Annotated in this window: 23 protein-coding genes; 6 read left to right on the top strand and 17 right to left on the bottom strand. The window is 53.1% G+C overall.

Annotation, left to right across the window (positions count from 1 at the left end; translation table 11 throughout):
* The first annotated feature begins 63 nt into the window (after positions 1–63).
* Genes oppB through oppF form a run of 4 tightly spaced genes read left to right on the top strand, consistent with a single transcriptional unit; the run spans position 64 to position 3,935 of the window.
* Positions 64–984 (top strand): oligopeptide ABC transporter permease OppB, encoded by a 921-nt coding sequence (oppB, locus tag EH206_RS11215; RefSeq protein ID WP_009112882.1) that lies wholly within the window; start codon positions 64–66, stop codon positions 982–984.
* A 16-nt stretch (positions 985–1,000) separates the two neighbouring features.
* Positions 1,001–1,909 carry an oligopeptide ABC transporter permease OppC gene (oppC, locus tag EH206_RS11210; RefSeq protein ID WP_009112881.1) on the top strand — a complete coding sequence of 303 codons (909 nt, stop codon included), beginning with the start codon at positions 1,001–1,003 and terminating at the stop codon, positions 1,907–1,909.
* Positions 1,910–1,920: 11 nt separating this feature from the next.
* Complete coding sequence (oppD, locus tag EH206_RS11205) at positions 1,921–2,916, top strand: ABC transporter ATP-binding protein (protein ID WP_009112880.1); 996 nt, start codon at positions 1,921–1,923, stop codon at positions 2,914–2,916.
* On the top strand, positions 2,913–3,935 hold the full coding sequence (oppF, locus tag EH206_RS11200) for a murein tripeptide/oligopeptide ABC transporter ATP binding protein OppF (protein ID WP_009112879.1): 1,023 nt from the start codon (positions 2,913–2,915) through the stop codon (positions 3,933–3,935). Before oppD ends, oppF begins: the two co-directional genes overlap by 4 nt.
* A gap of 61 nt (positions 3,936–3,996) precedes the next feature.
* On the opposite strand, the gene EH206_RS11195 is transcribed toward oppF, so the two are convergent.
* On the bottom strand, positions 3,997–4,320 hold the full coding sequence (locus tag EH206_RS11195) for an HI1450 family dsDNA-mimic protein (protein WP_009112878.1): 324 nt from the start codon (positions 4,318–4,320) through the stop codon (positions 3,997–3,999).
* Between the two features lie 55 nt (positions 4,321–4,375).
* Positions 4,376–5,836 (bottom strand): cardiolipin synthase, encoded by a 1,461-nt coding sequence (gene cls / locus EH206_RS11190; protein ID WP_009112877.1) that lies wholly within the window; start codon positions 5,834–5,836, stop codon positions 4,376–4,378.
* A gap of 195 nt (positions 5,837–6,031) precedes the next feature.
* Here cls and EH206_RS11185 point away from each other — a divergent pair, with 195 nt between their 5' ends.
* Positions 6,032–6,208 (top strand): YciY family protein, encoded by a 177-nt coding sequence (locus EH206_RS11185; RefSeq protein ID WP_009112876.1) that lies wholly within the window; start codon positions 6,032–6,034, stop codon positions 6,206–6,208.
* A 45-nt stretch (positions 6,209–6,253) separates the two neighbouring features.
* On the opposite strand, the gene EH206_RS11180 is transcribed toward EH206_RS11185, so the two are convergent.
* Both EH206_RS11180 and EH206_RS11175 read right to left on the bottom strand, forming a co-directional pair.
* Positions 6,254–7,921: a methyl-accepting chemotaxis protein gene (locus EH206_RS11180; protein ID WP_009112875.1), complete on the bottom strand. Its 1,668-nt coding sequence runs from the start codon at positions 7,919–7,921 to the stop codon at positions 6,254–6,256.
* A gap of 146 nt (positions 7,922–8,067) precedes the next feature.
* Positions 8,068–8,364, bottom strand: a complete 297-nt coding sequence (locus EH206_RS11175; RefSeq protein ID WP_009112874.1) for a YciI family protein — start codon at positions 8,362–8,364, stop codon at positions 8,068–8,070.
* Between the two features lie 192 nt (positions 8,365–8,556).
* On the opposite strand from EH206_RS11175, the gene EH206_RS11170 reads away from it, so the two are divergent.
* The gene (locus tag EH206_RS11170) at positions 8,557–9,363 is read left to right on the top strand and encodes an energy transducer TonB (RefSeq protein ID WP_009112873.1); all 807 of its coding nucleotides are present in this window, start codon (positions 8,557–8,559) and stop codon (positions 9,361–9,363) included.
* A gap of 63 nt (positions 9,364–9,426) precedes the next feature.
* Here the strand turns inward: EH206_RS11170 and yciA are convergent, their stop codons facing one another.
* The 13 genes from yciA to EH206_RS11110 form a co-directional block, all read right to left on the bottom strand.
* Positions 9,427–9,852, bottom strand: a complete 426-nt coding sequence (gene yciA / locus EH206_RS11165; RefSeq protein WP_009112872.1) for an acyl-CoA thioester hydrolase YciA — start codon at positions 9,850–9,852, stop codon at positions 9,427–9,429.
* A 61-nt stretch (positions 9,853–9,913) separates the two neighbouring features.
* The gene (locus EH206_RS11160; protein ID WP_009112871.1) at positions 9,914–10,477 is read right to left on the bottom strand and encodes a septation protein A; all 564 of its coding nucleotides are present in this window, start codon (positions 10,475–10,477) and stop codon (positions 9,914–9,916) included.
* 201 nt (positions 10,478–10,678) lie between these two features.
* Positions 10,679–11,431: a YciC family protein gene (locus EH206_RS11155; protein WP_009112870.1), complete on the bottom strand. Its 753-nt coding sequence runs from the start codon at positions 11,429–11,431 to the stop codon at positions 10,679–10,681.
* A 101-nt stretch (positions 11,432–11,532) separates the two neighbouring features.
* Entirely contained in the window at positions 11,533–11,892 is a 360-nt protein-coding gene (locus EH206_RS11150; protein WP_009112869.1) for a YkgJ family cysteine cluster protein, read from the bottom strand.
* Between the two features lie 338 nt (positions 11,893–12,230).
* Complete coding sequence (locus tag EH206_RS23060) at positions 12,231–12,392, bottom strand: hypothetical protein (RefSeq protein WP_156803276.1); 162 nt, start codon at positions 12,390–12,392, stop codon at positions 12,231–12,233.
* The gene (locus EH206_RS11145; protein ID WP_009112867.1) at positions 12,392–14,470 is read right to left on the bottom strand and encodes a NosD domain-containing protein; all 2,079 of its coding nucleotides are present in this window, start codon (positions 14,468–14,470) and stop codon (positions 12,392–12,394) included. The genes EH206_RS23060 and EH206_RS11145 overlap by 1 nt, the downstream gene beginning before the upstream one ends.
* A gap of 2 nt (positions 14,471–14,472) precedes the next feature.
* Complete coding sequence (locus tag EH206_RS11140; RefSeq protein WP_009112866.1) at positions 14,473–15,045, bottom strand: YmfQ family protein; 573 nt, start codon at positions 15,043–15,045, stop codon at positions 14,473–14,475.
* Positions 15,042–16,103, bottom strand: a complete 1,062-nt coding sequence (locus EH206_RS11135) for a baseplate J/gp47 family protein (protein ID WP_009112865.1) — start codon at positions 16,101–16,103, stop codon at positions 15,042–15,044. The genes EH206_RS11140 and EH206_RS11135 overlap by 4 nt, the downstream gene beginning before the upstream one ends.
* Positions 16,103–16,453: a phage GP46 family protein gene (locus EH206_RS11130; RefSeq protein WP_009112864.1), complete on the bottom strand. Its 351-nt coding sequence runs from the start codon at positions 16,451–16,453 to the stop codon at positions 16,103–16,105. The genes EH206_RS11135 and EH206_RS11130 overlap by 1 nt, the downstream gene beginning before the upstream one ends.
* Positions 16,454–16,507: 54 nt before the next feature.
* The gene (locus tag EH206_RS11125) at positions 16,508–17,158 is read right to left on the bottom strand and encodes a phage baseplate assembly protein V (RefSeq protein ID WP_009112863.1); all 651 of its coding nucleotides are present in this window, start codon (positions 17,156–17,158) and stop codon (positions 16,508–16,510) included.
* A complete protein-coding gene (locus EH206_RS11120) occupies positions 17,148–18,338 on the bottom strand; it encodes a phage baseplate assembly protein (RefSeq protein ID WP_009112862.1) in 1,191 nt (396 codons plus the stop codon). Before EH206_RS11120 ends, EH206_RS11125 begins: the two co-directional genes overlap by 11 nt.
* The gene (locus EH206_RS11115) at positions 18,322–19,698 is read right to left on the bottom strand and encodes a DNA circularization protein (protein ID WP_009112861.1); all 1,377 of its coding nucleotides are present in this window, start codon (positions 19,696–19,698) and stop codon (positions 18,322–18,324) included. Before EH206_RS11115 ends, EH206_RS11120 begins: the two co-directional genes overlap by 17 nt.
* Positions 19,698–21,884, bottom strand: coding sequence for a phage tail tape measure protein (locus tag EH206_RS11110; protein WP_009112860.1), 2,187 nt, complete (start codon positions 21,882–21,884; stop codon positions 19,698–19,700). The genes EH206_RS11115 and EH206_RS11110 overlap by 1 nt, the downstream gene beginning before the upstream one ends.
* Between the last annotated feature and the right edge of the window lie 3 nt (positions 21,885–21,887).

The raw sequence follows: 21,887 nt of genomic DNA, 5'->3' as shown, positions 1-21,887 counted from the left end.
ATACAGCGGGGGCGTGTGGCATGGGCCGCCCGCTTTTATTGGCAGGGTTAATAGGTGCGGGCAATGTTAAAATTTATTTTTCGCCGCTGTATGGAAGCGATTCCGACGCTGTTTATTCTGATCACCATTTCATTTTTTATGATGCGCCTGGCGCCGGGCAGTCCTTTTACCGGCGAGCGCAATCTGCCTCCCGAAGTGATGGCCAATATCGAAGCCAAATATCACCTTAACGACCCGGTCATAACGCAATACGGCAACTATTTATTGCAGTTGGCGCAGGGGGATTTCGGCCCGTCATTTAAATACAAAGACTATTCGGTCAATGATTTGGTGGCGGCGTCGTTTCCGGTTTCCGCCAAACTGGGCGCCGCGGCATTTTTGCTGGCGGTGGTTTTCGGCGTCGGCGCCGGGGTGATGGCCGCATTGCATCAAAACAGCAAATGGGACTATACGGTAATGGGATTCGCCATGACCGGCGTGGTGATCCCCAGTTTTGTGGTGGCGCCGCTACTGGTGCTGATCTTCGCCATTACGTTGCGCTGGCTGCCGGGGGGCGGCTGGAATGGCGGACAGGCCAGATATATGATTTTGCCGATGGTGGCGTTGTCGCTCTCTTATATCGCCAGTATCGCGCGTATTACCCGCGGATCGATGATTGAGGTGCTGCATTCCAATTTTATTCGCACCGCGCGCGCCAAGGGGTTGCCGCTGCGGCGCATTATTCTGCGCCATGCCTTAAAACCCGCCATGTTGCCGGTGCTCTCTTATATGGGGCCGGCGTTTGTCGGCATTATTACCGGTTCAATGGTCATCGAAACGATTTTTGGTTTACCGGGTATCGGGCAGCTTTTTGTTAATGGGGCGCTGAATCGCGATTATTCGTTAGTGCTCAGCCTGACGATTTTAGTTGGCGGATTAACGATTTTATTTAACGCGATAATTGACGTGTTATACGCCGTTATCGATCCGAAAATTCGCTACTGATCAACCGGGGAACGCTATGTTTTGGCACCGAAGAGATATTGAGACCCTGGATAATTTCAGCGAGCAGATGGAAATTGAAGGGCGCAGCCTGTGGCAGGATGCCCGCCGGCGCTTTATCCACAATCGCGCCGCCTTGGCCAGCCTGGTCGTGCTGGGGCTGATTACGCTGTTTGTCATCGCGGCGCCGCTATTGTCGCCGTTCAATTATGCGGATACGGATTGGGCCATGATGTCGGCGCCGCCGGATATGACGTCCGGGCACTATTTCGGCACCGACTCCTCAGGACGCGATCTGCTGGTTCGCGTGGCCATTGGCGGGCGGATTTCGCTGATGGTGGGGGTGGCGGCCGCGCTGGTCGCCGTTAGCGTCGGCACCTTATACGGGGCGCTGTCCGGCTATCTTGGCGGCAAAGCGGACTCGGTGATGATGCGTTTGCTGGAGATCCTCAACTCATTTCCGTTTATGTTTTTCGTTATTTTACTGGTGACCTTTTTCGGGCAGAACATGTTGCTGATCTTTGTGGCGATCGGCATGGTCTCCTGGCTGGATATGGCGCGTATCGTGCGCGGGCAGACGCTCAGCCTGAAACGCAAGGAGTTTATAGAAGCGGCGATAGTTTCCGGCGTATCGACGCGCGGCATCGTCCTGCGCCACATTGTACCGAATGTGCTGGGGGTGGTGGTGGTGTACGCCTCATTGCTGGTGCCGAGCATGATCCTGTTTGAATCGTTTCTGAGCTTTCTGGGGCTGGGCACCCAGGAACCGTTAAGCAGCTGGGGCGCTCTGTTGAATGACGGCGCCAATTCCATGGAGGTTTCTCCCTGGCTGCTGTTTTATCCCGCCGCGTTTCTGGTGGTGACGCTGTTTTGTTTTAATTTTATCGGCGACGGCCTGCGTGATGCCCTCGATCCGAAAGATCGATGAGGAGTGGCCTGATGAACGGGATTGATTCAACCGCAGGGCGCGAAGCTCTGCTGACGGTACGGAATTTGCGGGTGATCTTCCGCACGCAGGATGGCGAGGTCACCGCGGTCAACGATCTTGATTTTACCCTCAACGCCGGCGAGACGCTGGGTATCGTCGGCGAATCCGGTTCGGGAAAATCACAAACCGCCTTTGCGCTGATGGGGCTGCTGGCGCAAAACGGCCATATCAGCGGTTCGGCGCGTTTTCATGGCCGCGAGATCCTTAACTTGCCCGAACGTCAGTTGAACAAGCTGCGCGCGGAAGAGATCGCCATGATATTTCAGGATCCGATGACGTCGCTCAATCCCTATATGCGGGTCGGCGAGCAGCTAATGGAAGTGCTGATGCTGCATAAGCGGCTGAGCAGAAGCGAAGCCTTTAACCAATCGGTCAGCATGCTTGATGCGGTAAAAATGCCGGAAGCGCGCAAACGCATGAAAATGTATCCGCATGAATTTTCCGGCGGCATGCGGCAGCGGGTGATGATCGCCATGGCGCTGCTGTGCCGTCCCAAATTGCTGATTGCCGATGAGCCGACAACGGCGCTGGACGTGACGGTGCAGGCGCAGATTATGGCGTTATTGAATGAGCTGAAACGCGAATTCAACACCGCCATCATTATGATCACCCACGATTTGGGAGTGGTGGCGGGGATTTGTGACAAGGTGTTGGTGATGTACGCCGGGCGCACCATGGAGTATGGTTCCGCGCGCGAGGTCTTTTATCATCCCAGCCATCCTTATTCCGTCGGGTTGCTGCATGCCGTTCCCCGCCTGGACGCCGAGGATGAGTCGCTGGCGACCATTCCGGGCAATCCGCCGAATCTGCTGCGCCTGCCGCCAGGCTGCCCGTTTCGGCCGCGCTGTCCTTATGCGATGGAGGTCTGCCATAAAACGCCCGCGCTGGAGTCTTTTGATAGCGGCCGCCTGCGCGCCTGCTTCAGAACGGTTGGGGAGGGGCTATGAATAAGGCGTCGGAAAAGGTCGCATTGCTGGAAGTGGACGATCTGAAAGTGCACTTTGCGGTCCGCGATGATAAACAGTGGTTCTGGCAGCCGCCTAAGACGCTGAAAGCGGTGGATGGCGTGACCTTTCGTTTATATGAAGGGGAAACGCTGGGCGTGGTGGGCGAATCCGGCTGCGGCAAATCCACGCTGGCGCGCGCCATTATCGGTCTGGTTAAGGCCAGCGCCGGGCGCATCAGCTGGCTGGGGAAGGATTTGCCGGGCATGAGTGATGCGCAGTGGCGCGCGGCGCGCAGCGATATCCAGATGATTTTTCAGGATCCGCTGGCGTCGTTGAATCCGCGCATGACCATCGGTGAAATCATCGCCGAACCGCTAAAAACCTATAACCCCGGACTGTCGCGCCAGGCGGTGAAGGATCGCGTCAAGGAGATGATGCTGAAGGTGGGGTTGCTGCCCAATCTGATTAATCGCTATCCCCATGAGTTTTCCGGCGGGCAGTGTCAGCGCATCGGCATCGCCCGGGCATTGATACTGGAGCCGCGGCTGGTGATCTGCGACGAGCCGGTTTCGGCGCTGGACGTCTCCATACAGGCGCAGGTGGTAAACCTGCTGCGGCAGTTGCAGCGTGAAATGCGGCTGTCGCTGATTTTTATCGCCCATGATTTATCGGTGGTGAAGCATATTTCCGATCGGGTGCTGGTGATGTATCTGGGGCATGCGGTGGAGCTGGGCACTTACGATCGGGTTTATCGCCATCCGCAGCACCCTTACACCCGGGCATTGATGTCGGCGGTACCCATCCCGGACCCCGATAAAGAGAGAAATAAGCGCGTACAGATACTGGAGGGGGAACTGCCTTCGCCTATCGACCCGCCGTCGGGATGCGTGTTCTGCACTCGCTGCCCGATTGTCGGACCCGAGTGCGTCAAAACCCGGCCGTTGCTGGAGGGCGATTTCACGCATGCGGTGTCCTGCCTGAAGGTTGATCCGCAGGCGTTGCTGCCGGCGAAAGCGTGATCGCCGTCTCCGTCGCGCCGGGGAAGGTATGACGAGGCGGCGGGGCAAAAGAGGAGATGGCTTATTCTTTCCACAGAATATGGCAAAGCTTATGGTCTTTTTCCCGGCAGATTAAGACGCGGGCAAAAATATCGGTAATATCCTCGCCGTCCTGCTGCGCCAGCCCGATCACCACTTCCGCGAAGAAATCCGGGTTGAGGTCGAAATCCACATGCTCGGACCAGTCTTCGGCAGGATCGAATAACTCGGCGCCGCCGCGTTCCTCGAACTGGAGGTTAAACAGCAGAATATCCGCGGGATCAAGGTTATCGGCGGCCAACTCGAGAAAGATATCGTAGGCCTGTTCGAGCGCTTCGTCTTCGGTCAGGCGGTTATTCAAGTCCATATCAAATATCCTGTTAATCGGTAATGGCGCTATTAGAACACGAGGAACCGCGCATTTATAGCAAGGGGCTGAAAAAGTAAAACAGCCGCTCCACCAGCCGCTGCCAGTAAGGCCGGTTTTGCCACTGCGTCGGGTCCAGCAGCGTCGAGCGGGCAATATAATCCTCCTGTACGCAGGAAAGGTCGCTGCCGAAACCGGCGTCGTCAATCACGATGGTAATTTCAAAGTTCAGCCACAGACTGCGCATATCGAGGTTAACGGTGCCCACCAGGCTTAATTGCCCATCCACCAGCACGCTCTTGGTATGCAGCAGCCCGTCTTTAAACTGGTAGATTTTTACCCCCGCCTCCAGCAGTTCGGCAAAGAATGCGCGGCATGCCCAGCCCACCAGCACCGAATCGTTTTTATACGGCACAATAATGCTGACATCCACGCCGCGCTGCGCGGCGGTGCAGATGGCGTGCAACAGGTCGTCGCTGGGAACGAAATAGGGAGTGGTCATAATCAACTGCTTGCGCGCGGAGTAAACCGAGGTTAACAGCGCCTGATGGATCATATCTTCCGGATAGCCCGGTCCGGAGGCGATAACCTGAATGGTGTGCCCGCTTTCCTGTTCAAACGGCATCATATTGACGTCAGGGGCGGGCGGCAATAGCCGCTGACCGGTTTCCATTTCCCAGTCGCAGCAATAGATAATCCCCAGCGTTGTCGCCGCCGGGCCTTCGATGCGCGCCATCAGGTCGACCCACTGACCGACGCCCGCGTCCTGTTTGAAATAGCGGGGATCGACCATATTCATACTGCCGGTATAGGCGATGCGATTGTCGATCAGGATAATTTTACGATGCTGGCGTAAATCCATCCGCCGCAGAAAGGCGCGGAATAAATTCACTTTTAACGCTTCGACCACTTCAATGCCGGCGGTGCGCATCAGCTCCGGGTAGTGGTTGCGGAAAAACTTAACGCTGCCGGCGGAGTCGAGCAATATCCGGCAGTTGACCCCGCGCCGGGCGGCCGCAATCAGCGACGACATCACCTGATCGACAAGCCCGCCGGATTGCCAGATATAAAACACCATCTCGATATTGTTATGGGCCAGTTCAATATCACGGATCAGGGCTTTAATGGTGTCGTCAAAGGTGGTCAGCAGCTGCAGCTGGTTGCCTTTTACGCCGCCCACGCCCTGACGGCGTTCGCACAGTTGAAATAGCGCGCTGGCGACCTCGCTGTTTTCCGTGGCGAAAATACGCCGGTACTCTTTCAGCTCACGCAGCCATTTCGCCGTTGACGGCCACATTTTACTGGCCCGTTCCGCCCGGCGTTTGCCAAGATGTAATTCACCGAAGGAGAGATAAGCGAAAATACCGACAAGCGGCAGAATATAGATAACCAGTAACCAGGCCATTGCCGAGGGTACAGTCCGGCGTTTCATCAGAATTCGCAGCGTAACGCCTGCGATCATCAACCAATAACTGAAAACGAGTAACCAACTGATTACGGCATAAAATGTTGTCATAAACGCGGCATGGGTTCCTGTTGTAAATCATTGCCAAAGTGTACGCATAGTTTGCTGAAAGAGGAAACGCCTTTGCGCCGAATCCGCTTGCGCAATGACGTTTTTCCGACGGTACGGGAAGGGGAAACACTGCTTGGATCGCGCTATGAAGGGGTTATAATATGCGCCGCGAGTTATCGATAGAAGAGTCATGCCATGAAACGCAGCCGGAATGAAGTCAGCCGCTGGCGGATGTTGCGTCAGGTTCAGCGTCGAAGAAGCCGCTGGCTGGAAGCACAATCGCGCACTTACCGCCATATTCACTACGCCCGCTATTTGCAACAAAAGCATCAACGGCGCGCGCTGTTATATGCGGTGGCCTACGAGTGGTGAACTGCTGAAAAAATGAGCGGCCGTGTCGGGACGACCGCTCATTTTTCAGGGTAACGCCGGTATCAGCCCGCCGTCGGCGTCCGCCGGCGATGTCTGCGCCGCGGACGGCAGCAGAAAGCGCGAGACTGCGGCGTCGAGCCGTTCGGTTTGCTCCAGCAGGGATGAAAACGTCAGCGCCGTCGCCTCGACCTGGCCCGCATTCTGGCGGACGGTATCGTTCAAGGTGCTGATACGGCTGGTGACCTCATGGATACTCTGGTTCTGCTGGTCTGATATTGCCGATATCTCACTGAGAAAGGTGCTGGTGCCTTTCGCTGCCTGAATAATTTCCTGCAGGCTATCATTCAGTGCCTTGACTAAATGTGTTCCCGTCGCGACGCTGTTGTCCGAATCACGGATTAGGATATTGATATTGTGCGCTGAATGGCTGCTTTGCGCAGCCAGGGCACCGACCTCGCGCGCCACGACGGCGAATCCCCGGCCCGTTTCCCCGGCGCGGGCGGCCTCGATAGCCGCATTCAACGACAGAATATGCGTTTGGAAGGCCACGTTTTCAATCATGCCGATGGCCTCCGTCATCTCCCTGGTGCGGCCGGCAATATCGGACATGGCCGTTTTTACCTCGTTCATCATCCTCTCGCCCTGAGCGGCGATATTGCTGGTGTCTTCCGCGTGCAGCCCGGCCTGCTGGGTGCGCAGAGTGTGTTGTTCCAGATGCTGGCTCAACTGAATGATATGCTCGGTGGTGGCTTTCAGTTCGAGGGATTGCCGGTTTGCCTGCTGCGACAGCGTCTGGTTATCGGCCGCCACTTTATCAACCTGATCCACCATGCTTTCAACGCTCTGCCGAACCTGATTCACCAACGCCGCCAGACCGCTTTGCATCTGAATAACGCTGTTATTCAGCAGCTCTATTTCACGCGTGCCGTGCTTCCCCGGTTCGACGGTATGTGAGAGATCGCCCGCCGCAATAAGCCGTAGATGATCGATAATGCCCGTCAGCGGGCGGATAATCACCTTGTTGACGCCACTCCAAACCAGTACCGATATCCCCAGCAGCAGCCCCAAAACGATAATCAAAACGGTATGCGCCCGGTCGATGGAGCGCAGGAATTGCTGACCGTGCCGTTTTTGCCGGGTATCGTTATCTTGCAGGTAGCGCGAATATTTCTCGGCGAAATCGTTTTGATAGGCCTGAATGGGAACGGCAAAGAAAATATCGATTTGATTGCTGGCTTTGATGCCCTGCGCGAGTTCTACCAATCCCGCGTAGAGCTGTTGATAACTCTTTTTCAATTCGACAAAAGTTTTCAGCTCAGCATCCGCAGCCGCGCCCGATAAGGTATCCAGCAATTGATAGTGGGCCTCCGCCCGTTTTAATGAGCTTTCGGCCTCCTCCATCAAACTGTGCCAACTGCCGACCGATCCCGTTTCCTGATCGACCAATAGGTAAATTCCGGCGCGGTTAAGTTTATCGCTGGCGTTCATGACCGCCATTCTGGCTTGATCCATCAATGCCTGTTGCTGACTCAGGTTTTCATTGGCGGAAATATCCAGCCTTACCTGGGTCATGGTTTGGGTAATCATTCCCACCGAAATCAGCTGCAATAAAGAAAATAGCCCGATGACCAGCAGTAAGCCCGAAAGGATGCCCAACCGGCGACGGCGGTATGCCGTGAGTATTCCCAAACGTGGCGTAGCGAACGTTAACATAGGATATGACTCTCTACAGATGCAAAGCGGTCAACTTATCATTGTTAAATGACTAGAATATTTCAGGTTTTATCGAGCGGGTAGGGAAGGTGGCGGGCCATGGCCGATGTCGCCGCCATGACCGTAAGAGTAAGAGATAGGCGAAATTAAAAAACTTTTTTGAAAGGTTTTATCGTTACCTGCCGGTAAACGTTGGCGGCAGCGTAGGGATCTTCATTCGCCCAGGATTTTGCCTCTTGCAGGGAAGGGAATTCGGCAATGATTACCGAACCGGTAAAACCGGCTTTGCCGGGATCTTCGCTGTCGACGGCCGGCAAAGGACCGGCGGTCAGCAGCCGTCCTTGATCCTGTAGCTGTTGCAGGCGGGCAAGGTGCGCGGGTCGTGCCGCCAGTCGTTTCTCCAGTGAATCGGCGATATCTTCAGCATAAATAACGTACAACATCACGGGCCTCGCAGGTTGGAAAGTAAAAACGAACGGACTTTATCATACGTGATGAGGCCGCGGAGGCAATAGGCTGATTTGTCAGATAAATAAAGTTACGCGTCGGTTTTTTTTAACAATTGGGCGTGTTGTTATTGAATATGATTGCTATTTGCATTTAAACTTGGCGGTATCAGAGGATGAAGAAATACTATGCCGCAAAACACGTTTCTCCTGACCCGCCGTTATTCATGGCCATTTATACTTTCCGTTGGTGTTCACGGTTCGCTGATCGCCGGTTTGCTGTACGCGTCGTTCAATAACGCGATCGGATTGCCTCCGGAATCCAAACCGATAAGCGTGGTTATGGTCAATCCGGCCGCGTTTGAAGCGGCGCCTGCGGCCCAGCCCGCGCACGCCGAGCCGGAACCGGTAAAACAGCCGGACCCCGTCCCGGAGCCGACCCCGGAACCGATTCCCGAGCCTGAACCTGAACCTGAACCTGAACCGATTCCGGAGCCTGAACCGATTCCGGAGCCGGTTCCCGTACCGCTTCCCGAACCCAAGCCTCAGCCTAAACCTAAACCCAAGCCGAAACCGGTGAAGAAAGTGGAACAGCCGAAGCCGGTCAAGCGCGAGAAGGCGGTCGAAAAACAGCCGCCGGCGCCTTTTACCAACACAGAGCCAACGCAAAATGTGAAGAATGCGCCGGTCAGGCAGGCGCCTGCGCCGATGGCAAGTTCACAGTCAACGGGACCGCGGCCGCTCAGCCGCGCTCAGCCGCAGTATCCGGCGCGGGCGTTTTCATTGCGGGTTGAAGGCCGGGTGAAAATGCAGTTTGACGTTGATAGTTCCGGCCGGGTGGCGAATGTGCGGGTGGTTTCTGCGGAGCCGCGCAATATGTTTGAACGCGATATCAAACAGGCGATGCGCAAATGGCGCTATGAAGCCAATAAACCCGGCAAGGACCTGATGGTGACGATCGTATTCAGGATCGACGGCGGGGCGGCGATGGAGTAGGCGAAGCCTTCTTCCTCCCCTGTGAAGGGGAGGGTTGGAGCGGGGTCCGAACACAAAGGTTCGTCAGGCTTCCCCAGGGGTAAAATGACTTTTGCCCATGGGCAATTCACGCGGGCGGCCGTCTTCATCAACGGCGACATAGGTAAACAACGCCTCGGTCGCACGATAACGCTGGCCGATCGGTTCGGATGACACTTTTTTTACCCACACTTCAACGTTGACATTGATGGAGCTGCGACCGGTGCTCACGCAGCGCGCGTAGCAGCACACCACGTCGCCCACGGCCACCGGTTTCAGAAACGACATCCCGTCAACCCGGACGGTCACGACGCGGCCTTCCGCAATCTCTTTTGCCAGAATAGCGCCGCCCATATCCATCTGCGACATGATCCAACCGCCGAAAATGTCCCCGTTCGCGTTGGTATCTGCGGGCATTGCCAGTGTGCGAAGTACCAGTTCGCCATGAGGTAACACGTCTTTTTTGCTCATTATGGTATCAATCAGTTAGGTTGAATTATAACGCTATACCTTTTTTATCAGGCGTGCTCCATTAGCGCTCGCCGCCATTTTCTTCCGACTTTTCCCCCTCCCCAGGTAAATGCCGGTAAATATAAACGCCGCAGACCAACGTAAACAGCAGGGTAACGCCTGTCAAACCAAAGACCTTGAAGTTAACCCAAACGCTTTGCGGCATCCAGAAAGCAATATAGATGTTTACCAATCCGCATACCAGAAAGAACATGGCCCAGGAGAAGTTAAGTTTTCCCCATACGCTCTGCGGCAAGGTTAACTCTTTGCCCAACATGCGCTGAATCAGCGTTTTCTTCATCACGAACTGGCTAAACAGCAGCGCCAGCGCAAACAGGGTATAAATAATCGTCACTTTCCATTTGATAAACTGATCGTTATGGAATACCAACGTCAGCGTGCCGAAAATGGCGACCATGGCAAAAGTCACCAGCATCATCTTCTCTATCTTGCGATAAATCACCCAGGTGACGAGCAGCGCCAGCGCGGTTGCGGCGATCAAAGCGCCTGAAGCCACATAGATGTCATACAGTTTGTAAAAAACAAAAAAAACCACCAGTGGAAGAAAATCAAGAAGTTGCTTCATTATATCAATCCGTCACTCAATAATTTGTTGGCGATAACCCCATGGTTATCTGATAACTGACCGTATTATCCTTTATTGTGATGCACTGTTCCCTTGATATCCCAATAATTTGCAGAAAATTACGCTTGGGCGCGACTGACGGCAGGTGCAGGATAAACAGGAGGAAGCGCGCCGCACAGGGTATGCGGCACGCTATATATGTCACGCGCGCAGCAGCATATACAGGCGAAACAGATAAACCAGCAGGATAGCGGATATCAGGTTGCTCAGGCCGTTTAACAACACGGCCATCACGGTGGGTGAAAATACCGTGATCTTGCTCACCAGCAGCAGAAGGGCAATTTTAGTCAATAACCACAGAATTACCGCCGGCGCCGTCACGCGCAAATTGGCATAAGCCAGTTTTACGCTGGTTTTAATGGAGCTGAACACGCCGCGTTTCTCGGTGACGGCAATAACCGGGGAGAGGCTTAAGGCGATAGCCAGCAGCACGCCCGGAATGACCAGAAACAGCATACCGAGCTGAACCAACAGGGTGCAGAGCAGGATCAGCAGAAACAGACGCGGTAAAACGGGAGCCGAAGCGCCGATCGCCCGCAATGCGCTGGTGCGGTTTCCTTCGGACACCGTCTGGATAAGCATAATTATGCCGCCGGTGAGAAGGGCGTTGCCGATCAAGGCGGAAAAGGTGCCTGCGGCAGACATCTTAAGCAGCACGGTTTGCTGTTCCGGCGTCATCTGCTGTATCAAATCCATCAAACCCAACTCGACGGAGGAAGAGAGATCGCCGCCCGCATTATTCAGCGTTTGCAACTCTTCACTTCCGGGAGCGAAAGCCTGATTCAGGATGACAGTAATGAACGCCGTCAGCAGTGACATCATTAAAATGGTGATGAACTGGTTGCGCGTAAAATTCATTGTGTCACGGTACAAAGTGTTAGCCGTGATAGGCATGCAAGCTCCTTGAAAAAAGATGGCCAATGGTACTTAGCCTGTGATTGTAACCTGTTACGCCAGACTGTGGCACCCTGTCTATACTGCGATGCGCGCATTTCTTATCTTTCGGCCTGCGGTGTTTCAATCTTGACGGCCAGCGGCGCCAACCCGTAGTGGGCCCGGGCGCGGTTGCAGGCATCGTTTACCTGGCCGTTTGCGCCGGATGGCGTAAATTCGCGGCACGGGGAGGGGCGGTCGGCATAAATCGAACAGCTTACGTTTTCGCCAATATTTCCCCGCAACGCGCGGCAGCGGGGATTTTTGCTGCTTGAACCCTGCATACAGCGTAAAAAAGGCGAAAGTGGTTCGGTCAGCAGAACAGGCACCACGCCGCCGCCGTCATCCGCCTCGGCCCAGTAAAAAGAGACTCTGAAATAGGCGCAACAGGCGCCGCAGTGCATACAGACGTTATCACTCATTTGATTACCCGCCGCCCTGAACAGGTATTGAATCATAGTAGTCGGGATAAAAATTTACCGCTGAATTCTCCCTTTGCCGAGTATTTTTCCTATGCACACATTTTATGTCCTTATTGGCTGTTTTTGATGTAGATCATGTAGCATCGCGAAATTTTTCGCATGGATTGACGAATCATTTTGCATTGCATTAAGAGGCTGTCAAAAGTTCATTTTGCGTTGTGCAAAATGATTTGTGAGGGATTAAGGAACATTAATCTGAGAGCTGAAATAGCGTCATTGCCCGCAGGCGGCGAGAATGACGCCATAAGCATAACTTCTTTGATTTCAACCAACAGATACTAACCCTCGGAAGGTTGTGAGCCGCTATCGGCGCCAACTATAGCCTGCAATTTATCAGACAATAAAATGCTAACTTCGGTTGGAACTCTGTTAAAAACACGACCATCTAATTCTTCTTGAATTCCATTCTCCACATCTTTCCAGTCAACACCGTCACTCATTATAAATTCCCCCATTCTGCCCTATGCGTAGAGTATGCGTAAGCTAGGTCGAAATCACTGGTGAAATCGCCCGGAGTATAGCCAGTGCCATCCCACTTAGTTACCGTTGTTTCTGATGCGGTTACCGATGAGATCTTGTAGTACTTGCCATTAATTGCCAGGAACTCCCCAGCGCTCCCTAATGAGCCGTTTAACACCGTGTTTCCGGACGTATAAACGGCATAGCCACTCCACGTTGAGTTTAGTTGTAACACACCCGTTTTATACACCATATTATCTTCACCATTTCCGGCAATTTCCGAGAAGTGGGGCTGGGAATATGAAACACGGTATGACATGCGGGCTGGATAGTTCCCTGGGCTATTTCTCGGTGATGTGGTGTACGGTTTTCCCTCCGCCTGATTCCCGTAGACAAATTGCGCACCTAAACGGCTTCTTACAAGACTAGATGCATATTTAGCCACATTAAAAATAAACGTAGAGATTCCAGTTAGATAATTAACTCCAATATCAAGGCCATCAATACCCGATTCAAACTTAAAAGCCGAGTGTTTATTTTTGATGAAGTTACCAAAAACCGCAGTTCCGCCCACGCTATTGATGAATCTAATAGCTGACGACGCGTCGTCACCTGAGTATGCTGAAATTGTATTGTTAGTTATTTGGTTAAACGCTGATGATGAGTTTATTCTATTAGAAATAATACCATCACCTTTCGATTTCATCGAATTCCCAGATATAATGGCATTTCCACATGACTCAAGAAAAATACCGTGACCTAATGAAGATAAACTATTGTTTGATATGATAATACGCTCAGAAAACCCTACAGTTGTACTCGATGAGTTATTGCCCTCAATATCAATCGAGTTATCAGTACTTTCGTTAATTGTGTTTTGTGAAATTATTACGCCATTTGGTTTCTCACACTGAATTCCAATATAGGCTAACTTATTGAGATTACAACCAATAATCTTACTATTTTTACAACCATAATCACCTGATGAACCACTTGATTTTCTTAGGTAAACACCACCAGAAGTGGAGTTAATTATTCGGGCACCTGAGATAGTAACATTCTCTGAGTCAACGATGTTAATAGCCGTGATGCCACTACCACTTGATTCACCATAAGATCCATCTAATGTAATATCTTGTATAGTACAGTTATCGACAGGGCCAGCCCAGTTAGTGATTATTGCTCCTGATGAACCACCTGAAAATGATGGATCGAGCTTAATTGTCCCAAATCCGCATATACGAACACCCGGTTTGATACATAATACCCCCCTACCTGCGGCAACTTCCCCACCAATACCTAAAGAATTGGGATTCAGTTTTACTAGATGGAATCCAGCGATATATAAATCCACCATTTTTCCACTAGTTAAGAAAATTTCATTAGCTTTATCAATAGCATCTTGAATTGCCTTTCTATCATCTGAAATACCATCCCCTAAAGCCCCGAACATCTCTGGGGTAAGATATAAAACAGCCTTGTGTAAATATTCACCGACACTACCCGAATAGACCGATTCACGTAAAAAACCAACGCTAAAAGCACCAGAACTAGCAGATAGCTTATTAATCGCGTCTTCCCACTTGCTAAATACTGGTTGTACAGAGCTAATATCATCACAGAAACGGTGATACACACTCGAACTATTGGACGGATAGTACGCCTGTCGTATGCCTGTTTCTGACGTCTTTATAATGTCCAACATGCCCGTAGCTTCGACTGGATAGTTCCGCTCTTCCATTGCATTACCGATGGCCGATTGAAATTTACGCCCTGGCGTAGTAATGGTGTTTAAATCTTCCGTAGCCAGCGATTTTAAACTTTGCGTTAAAAATAGCTTTTGCAGAGCCGAAAGAACCTGGCTCTCATTACTGTCATCAACATCGACACCAGCTTCTTTCATGACGTTAATAAGCTCGCTCTGCAAGTTTCGTATCACGCCTTGAACATTATTCATGAACAACGCCGAGACAATAGTCCCCAGTTCCCCGGTTAGGGGATTTCCGTCATGAAAAGTATTGTCTGACGATGTATCAATGGGCGGCATAAGTTGTTTCATGATCAGCTTTCCTGATAAGCAAAATAGCAATAGGTATGAGCGGGTTTTAAATCGTTAAAGACAGATTCGATGATGGAATCACCAAACGTCATCAGGCGTTCGCCAATAAGCGATATACCTGTTGTGAAATAATATTTTTTTACGGCTGAACCACTGACGTTTACCCTCCACGCCCAGATAAAATCTTCTTGTAAAATACTTTGCCCGCACCGGCTCACACCGGCCCGGAAGGGTTGCAGTTCTTCTATAGCGATTTTGTATCCAAGACGACTAGCGAGGCGTGTAAAATAGGGAATGCTCAGCCCGCCAGTTTCGGCGATTTTTATCAGAACATTATCCAGACGCTGCTGATAACTGCTATCTGAAGATGGAGCAAGTCCCAGAACGCGCTCCCAGTCCTGGAGCAACCCTTGAGCAAATAAGGGCGTCACGCCATTTAAAACTGTACTGGCTAACTCATTCGATAGCTCTAGCGCATTAGCTTCCGCATTCAATTCTGCCGCGAGTCGCTCTTCCTTCGTGGCGTATGGGGATGGCAACAATAAGCCAAGCAGGGTTTTATAGACGGTACTCATAGCGTTTTCACCGTTATTTGGCCTGCCCGTATCCATTCAACGGAAGACTCATCGACTAATGGATAAACGTTGTCGCCCGGTGTGATAATTTTTCTGTCAACCACGCCAGATACTTGAGATACCAACATTTCGGCTTGACTGCGAATAAACGGCTCGCCGGGTGGTAATTGATTAATATATTCATTAAGAACAGCGGTAATATTTTCTACAGCAGTAGCCAACGTCACGCCGTTTAATGAAATACGAACATCAATATCGATAGCTTTTATTGTTGGGCCGGAAACTACTGTATTTTTGGCCGTAACAGGACGAACGTCATCGATGTATGTCTGTACCGCGTCGATAATTTCTTGCGACGGAATACCGTCAGCAGAAGTGATAACGATATCTACCGTGCCAAAACCGCGGCGTAATGGGTAAACGTAGGCCGCTGTCACGCCCTCAACGCTAAGCGCCCAACGTTTGTAATCATATTTATTTCCCCCCGCAGGAGGACGTCGAATAATCTCAAGCAGCCGGGCCAACATCTCAGTATCGGTTTCCTGGTCGGTTCCGCCCGCCATCACGCCGATGGTTACTGTGCTATCAAAACCGACTGGCGCACTGGCGAACGTGCCGGATACGGCGGCGAGCGTGTTGCCGCTGGCTCCGCTTTGCGCGGCAATAACAGGTACGGCAGCTTTGCCATCACTCCCGGCCTTAACGACAGCGGTAGTGGTATATGACAGGTCATCGCGGTTAATGACCAGACCCGCAGCTACCGTAGAGCCAGGCTCGCCAGTGGCCGTAATTGTACCTGTGGCCGTAGTGGCTTGTTTGCGCGTTAAACCGCGCATCCTGCAATGCCATTCCAGATATTCAGTGTCTGCGGTATCGGGGAAAATCTGTCGGACAATCCAGCCCTGATATTGATAGATGCCCGCGATTGCGCTGGCAACGGATGAGGCACGGACATAATAATCACTGTCTTCCGAAATATCGGCAGCCGGTAACTGATTGCGGATATCACGCAATATGTCTGTACGAATTGCTGAGAATGAGGGGGTAATATGCGGCATCAGATAACCCTCACCGGATGTTTAAACGTCTCAGTGCGTCCCTGGGCGGTTGTGACTTCTATCAGCAAAATTAACCACCCAATGCTACCGCGCTCAGTGGTAACAGATACGGCGCTGGCGCGGCCATCATCAACCAGCGGGGCCAGAGCCTCTTCTGAATACTGCTTTGCCAGCGCATACACGCGAGCAACGTCCTTTTCACGTTGCAATAAATGCAGTTTGGAACCCAGTTGCGGCGCGGCCCAATAAGAGCCGAGCGGCGTCATCAAACGCAGGTAAACCGCATTCGCTAACGTGGTGGTAGAGGTTCCGGCGTAGTCGCCAGTGTGGGGATCAAGTAAATTATCCATGCCGCCAGAATGGCAGCATGGCTGGCAAGGAATCAGTGGAAGGGGTTCAGTGGGTTAGCCTAATGGCGGAGAAGTAACGCCACCCGAATCGCCGTTATGGATATGTCCTTTAAGCGAAACCTCTCCGGCTGTAACATCCCCGGTTGTTTGGTAATCCCCGGATGACTGTTTGATATTGCCGTCGAATGTCGCGCCATCGCCACCCTGGATCGCCATACCGCCGTTGCCGGTAATCTTGTTTTGTGCGGTAACCTGTTGGCTGGCGGTGACCATAGGCGTATTAAAATCCGCTTTTTCTTCGGCATTGACAACAAATTGTTTGCAGTTGACGCGGAACTCGTCGCAATCCGTTTCAATTAAACGCCCGCGCTTGAGTACAATTTTCGCCCCCTCATCAGTATAAAGCGCCACTTCCCCGGCTTCGAGTGCTTGAAGGCGATAGGTCGCGTGCTCGGTCGCAATGACGATGCTGTGCGACGTTCTGCCGCCCAGCGGCAACACGATCCCCATCGTTCCCGGCAAAGGTGTGGAGGTAAAGCCGTAGTGCTGGAACAGCTCGCTATCCTGCAAAGATTCCGACGCCATCCCTTTTGCCTGGAATGTTTGCACCGGCGCGGCGCTGTTCACGCGGGTTAAACGCACTCTAAACGCCAGTCTAATGCGATTTAATGCGCTATTAATGCGCCTTTCAATATCAGCCCACATCGATTATCGCCGTCTCCTGTTTGCCTTTACGTTTACGCTGTTTTTTCTTCTTCGGATACGCATCTGGTATCCAGACGCCATCTTCTTTGAGCCTGAGCGTCGTTGTCGTCCCGTTCGGACGTCCGCCGTTGAACTCGCGCCCCATCAGGAAAAACACATCATCAATGCCATGCGGTTCACTGATTACGTGGATACGTTGCCCAGGCTCCCACAGTACGCCGTCAGACGTCCGGTGGCCTTGAACAATGGCCGTCAGGCTGTAAGCCGATAAACGGGCGTCAGACATGGATTTTCGGGCGCGGTAATTGATTTGCTCCTGGTTGTCGGCGTCACCGACAACGACAATCTGCGGCCGGTAATAACTGACTGTCGGGTCTTTCACCACGGCTTTCATACCGTGCTGCCCGGTTTCCGCCGTGCCGGTATTTATCTCGATATCTTCTGACGTCGCCGACTCATCACCGACATCGACGATCGCCGTCTCTGATTTTGTTGAATGGGCGTGGCCCTGCGCCAGTACGGTTAACTCGGAGAACGACCGTTCGATAGAACTGCTGTCGCTGAGAGAAAGCAGGTTATTGCCCTGGCCGCTGACGCGCATGATCAACGTCGCAACGGGCGGTTTAGTATAGTCAGGGCCGCCGATAACCAGCGTCCCGTCCGGTCTGAACCACGGCCACAGACCACGCCCGGAACACGCCCGCAGCAGCATGTCCCACGCCCGTTCGCCAGGCTCGGCGCTGATTTTATCGCTGCGTATCGCGCTTTCGGCTTCAAGACGGATTTTGGTAATGCCCAGCGGTCGGACAATCTGCGCGACCACATCCTCAAGACCCACTTGCCGGGACGTCAGTATCGGGGCGGAACAGTCAACAAGGATCGCCGCGCTGTCCCGCCCGGAGAGCGAGAGCGTTACGCCGTTACGTGCGACTGAGCGCTGAACGCTGTCAACGCGCCCGGTTAATACCGTATCGCCGCCGATTTTTACCTGTACCGGCGCACCGCGCACGATATCTGCCGGGAATGTCCCATCCGGCAGACCGAGGCTTACGCTCCAGGCATCGGCGGGGATCAGGAAATCAGAATCAATCTGATAGCGTGACCAGTCGCTATGCACCTTGCCGTTGATAATGACGGAAACCGTGGCGTTGTCCGTCGCCGGATTACTCTGCGTAGGCATTTAGCACGTCTCCGGGTTGCAGGTTATTCGGGTCGCGTAGCTGCGGGTTCAGGCGGCGCAGCTCATCAGCTCGCGAGTAATCGCCATACCACAGATGAGCGACCAGATGCAGATTGCCCTGCGCCTGCACCGCCCGCGATATCAGTTGCGGACGTTGATTGATTAATGCCGCGCCCATCTGCTGGAGTTCCAGCGCGATATCGGCCAGTCCATTAATGATGGGTTGAAATGCCAGCCCGGTAGGAATTTCGCTGCTGCTGATCGTTTCCATTGATGCGGTGTACAGCGTCCGGTGGAGCGCAATAGATTGCTGGATCATGCTGCGGGCGTCATTGACGATCTGCTCAATATCGACCGGCGTCAGCACCGCCATAATCGTTTCATCGCTTAGCAGCTCGCTGGCGGCTTGCGCGGATTCCATCGATACCGCGAGCGACGTTAAGGCGACCAGCTCGGCGATATCCGACTCATCAGCTAACGCTGGCATCTCGACCGGCGCATCGGTCGCGCCCGTTAACAACGATACTGGCAAATCCGCCATGTCCTGCAATGCCGTGTATGTATTCGACCAGTCGGCGACAATAATCGCCGGGGATGCCACGTAGTTAGTGACGTCGCTTTCCGATGACGCGGATTGCGTTGACGAAACATCACCCGATGCGGCGGCGCTGTTGTAACTGCTGCCCAGGCTACTCTTTGACGTAGCCGATTTCAGGCTGAGCGCGGAACGTAGGTCACTAAAGAAAGCGGACGGGTAGTTAATGAAATCCGTTGTGCTGCTGATAAAACCGGTGATTTCGCTGCGAAAAATAGTGACCATATTGAGCGCCGTTGTCGCCATTGCCCGCGCCCGTTTCATCGTGGCTTTAACCGTGCGCAGCGGCTTGGTCACCCCTTCAATCAGAGTATTGGCATCATCAATCAGCGATTGCACCTTGTTGAAAATGACATCCGCTTTCGATAGCGGGTAGTCATTAACAAAAAACGGGTTGCCGGTTTTCGACTGCACAAACTGGATATCGACAGTGCAATAATCCACGTTTTCCGCGTCGTGATTGACCTGCCAGACCGCAACCTGCATGTTTGGCATGGAACCGAAAACCGGGTGTATCAGGTCGCCGGAGCCTAACTTGCGCAGCGCTTCAAGAAAGGTCTGCAAGCGGCTTTCGTAATCATCACCCCAGAACACGGCCTGAGTCTGCAAACTGTGCGGTTTGCTGCCCAAATCCTGAATATCTGCGCCGTTCAAATAGGGGTATTCGTGCTGCGCCAAATCACGCTGAGCGCTGTCGCGGGTATTGATAATGTCAAACGGCACGCCACGGAACGACGCTTCTTGTAAACTGTCAGCCCAGGACATTAATACCCCCCGTTAGAGCCGCGCGCGGCCTGCTGGCCGTTGACTTCGTTAACCGCTTCGGCGATGACCCGACCATCCAGCTCAAGTTTTGTATTTATCTGGATTTGCTGATTATTTTGTGGCGACTGGGGCGGCATGAGATAAGAAGGAACCCCCTGAAATGCCGGATTGTCTGCGCCGATGGTTGTCGGTCTGGCCCACCATGATTTGATTTCATCCCAGGCATCCAGAGCGCCGGGAATCGCGCGCTGACTATCCTGCCAACGCGCTAAGTCAGTAGAATATTGATTAGCATTAAGACGGGCGCGCGCCGTTGCATCACCGCGTTCGACCTTCACAAGCGGGGCATCTTCGGCGGCTTGATAAACACCAAGTGGAACCAATGCCTTACCAGCAAATCGAGCCAAACCGCCCAAGCGGCTTAGCCAGGGAGGAAGGCGTACGCCTGGAACATTTGGCGGGGCAGTAGGGCCAGGTGGAATACTCGGCGGATTTATACCTCCATTACCTCCCAGCATTTTCCATGCGGCCAATATCCCGCCAGCCGTGGCCGCACCTGCTCCCAGCACTTGGATCCCCGTAGTAGCCCCCGATAGTGCAGTGGTTAACCCAGGGTATTGGTCTGCATATTTGACCAACTTGTCAGAGACATCGCCAAGTGCCTTAGATAACCCACCAGTGCTATCTATTTGCGCGAAATCGGCGGTATTTTTTAATTGCTGCGCTTTGAAACCAGCGGTATCTGACATGAGGGAGAAGTTAAGATCGCCAGCGGTTTCTCCGGCCGGAAGATTGCGCTGAGCGTTTACGTCGGTGATAACACCTTGAGCATACTGCCGATTGCTGCGATACCCAATTAAGGCCATCAGCGCCTGTCGGTCTGCGATGATCTGCCCAACGGCCGAACCTTCCAGAATCTTTGCCTGAGACTCCATAATTTGACGACGATCATCACCGGTAGAAGATGCCAGTTTTGCATCCAGCTTTTTGTACGCGGGGTTACTGGCAACGACTTTATCAATGATAGCGACAAACGCATCAAGGGAATTCAATCCCTTCCCCTGAGCGTTAGATAAGCTGCCAGGTAAATCTATTCCTTTACCGTTCACCTTGACTTTAGCGGCAGCATTCGCTGCATCCTGGCTGGTAATTTTCGCCAGCAGGTTTACCACATTGTTCCCGGCCTCATCGCTCGTACCTGCGGTGATTTTCGCCGCCTGGTTAACACCCAGTAAAACGGCAAAATCGTCCAATCCTTTCATGCCGTTATTGCTTGCCGCAGCTAACTGTTGCGGCAACCATTTAGCCATATCCGACAATTCGAAACCGCCCGATTGTCCGGCGGCAATAGCCATGTTCAGGGCTTTACCCATGTCCTTGTCTTCAACACCGAACGTTTGCTTTAAGCGGATCGCTATCTGGGACAAGTCCGTCGAACTGGCTCCGCTGGCCGTTGAATATTTCTGCAACAGCGGTAATAGCGTTTTGGCCGATGACATATCGACCTCGCCAGATGCCAGCATTTCATTTAATGTATTGGCCGCATCTTCTTTTGTCCCGCCGCCAGTCTTCACGGAATTCCTGATCAACGAATCCATTTCTTGCATACCGCTACGCCGCCCGGCCACGGTCTTTCTGTCTGAAAACGCCGTGTTCGCCATGTTTGCAAGCGTTTGCTCATACGTCATGGTATTGCTGACCGGCCGCATCAGCACCGCCGCCCCGGCCGCAATGCCCCCCGCCACGGCCATCGCACCGGAGCCAATGCCCCGCAGCTTATCCATCCGGCTGACGGTTTGCGCCGTACTGCCCAACTCGCCACGCAACCGGCTAACGCGCTGCGTCATCGCATCGAACGCCCGCGCCTGCTCGTTGGCCGACATTACCCCCGTCCGGGTTAACCGGCTGTATGCCGCGATAGTCTGCTGGATTTCACGCTGGATCTCGCGCTCGGAGCGAATGCCCAGCGTAGAACGGGCGCTATTGGCCCGTCGAAACTCCTCACTCAAGGAGCGTGACGCCCGGATGCCTTGCTGGCTGTTCTGCTGCTGCGACTTCGCCAGCTCGTCACCGGCTTTCTCCGCCGCTTTGGTCTGCGCGACGGCATCCTGCATCGCTTTGCGCAGCACTTTAGAGCCGGTATCACGCGCCGATAATGTCAGCGCCAGTTGCAGATTGCGGGCCATTGC

Origin of the sequence: Brenneria nigrifluens DSM 30175 = ATCC 13028 (assembly GCF_005484965.1) — a bacterium.
In the GTDB taxonomy this organism is placed as follows: Bacteria; Pseudomonadota; Gammaproteobacteria; order Enterobacterales; family Enterobacteriaceae; genus Brenneria; species Brenneria nigrifluens.
Note: the sequence above shows the minus strand (reverse complement) of the source record. Positions and strands in the feature narration are given on the sequence as shown.